Origin of the sequence: Aeromonas sp. QDB30 (genome assembly GCF_027707645.1) — a bacterium.
Classification (GTDB): domain Bacteria; phylum Pseudomonadota; class Gammaproteobacteria; order Enterobacterales; family Aeromonadaceae; genus Aeromonas; species Aeromonas caviae.
The window spans coordinates 1-986 of the sequence record NZ_JAPCIY010000181.1 but is presented as its reverse complement, the minus strand read 5'-3'; the positions used below and the strand labels follow the sequence as shown (position 1 = coordinate 986).

Sequence of the window (986 nt, the reverse complement as noted above, 5' to 3'; positions counted from 1 at the left end):
CAGGGTGAGAGCGTGAACATTTTGTTAAATTTCACCCAGTTTTTTGAGACCCGCATTGAGTACCGTTTCCAGATATTCACTGCTCATTCCTGCGATTTTTTGCTTCCGTCTTACGCTCGCCTTGCGTGAAGTCTCGGCCCTGAGCATGTTCAGCCCCATGTGCCGGATGCACGCCAAAATCTCTGCGGCATCACCGCGATAAATCGGGCAATCATCCTCGCCCATCGTGACGTCCAGCACCCAGTGCAGGCTATTTTCGATGGCCCAGTGCCCACGCACCGCTCGCGCAAACTCATCCTGCACCAACGCTTTGGAACTGATGAAATAACGCTGCTCTATGGTAATTTTTTGCATATTTTCAACGCGATAGGAGATGGCCACGCCAATGCTGTGCAACTGTTTCCAATGAGGAAACTGGGCGGCCAACTCGCCCGCCGCCATGACATGGTACTCACGACCATCGATGCGGCCATGAGCCTTCTCAAGCGTCATCGTCTCTGCGCATAACGGGGTGGCCGCCAGCGGGGCGAGGGCCTGTCGAACCGCCTCGAACAACTTGGGTTGGTTGCCTTTGACGGCCAATAAGTAATCGCCACCTTGCTGAAGGATGGTCTCGGCGATCTCGGTCTGGCACCCCATCGCATCGATGGATACCAGGCAGCCTTTGATGTCGAGCAGCGCCAGCAACTCGGGAATAGCGGTAATTTCATTGGACTTGGCGTCGGTTTTTATCTGTCCGAGCACCAGCTTATTGGCGGCGGCATAGGCACTGACCATGTGAATGGTCGACGTTCGATCCTCACGGTCATAGGAACTGCGCAGGGTTTTGCCATCGATAGCGACCAGGGCGCCATCGGTGTGCTGGTTAATGGCTTGAGTCCACCGCACAAAGGCGGCCTGAAACGGCTCTGGTTTGATGCCGGAGATGATCCTGGCAATGGTGTCATGGACAGGAATGCCGTTTTTAAACAGTCCCTTGGATTGAA

Annotated in this window: 1 protein-coding gene; it reads right to left on the bottom strand. The window is 54.7% G+C overall.

Going from position 1 to position 986, the window contains the following annotated elements; genetic code table 11:
• Window positions 1-24 precede the first annotated feature (24 nt).
• The coding region (locus tag PG896_RS21020; protein WP_270836197.1) for an ISAs1-like element ISAs12 family transposase at window positions 25-986 on the bottom strand (962 nt) is incomplete at its 5' end.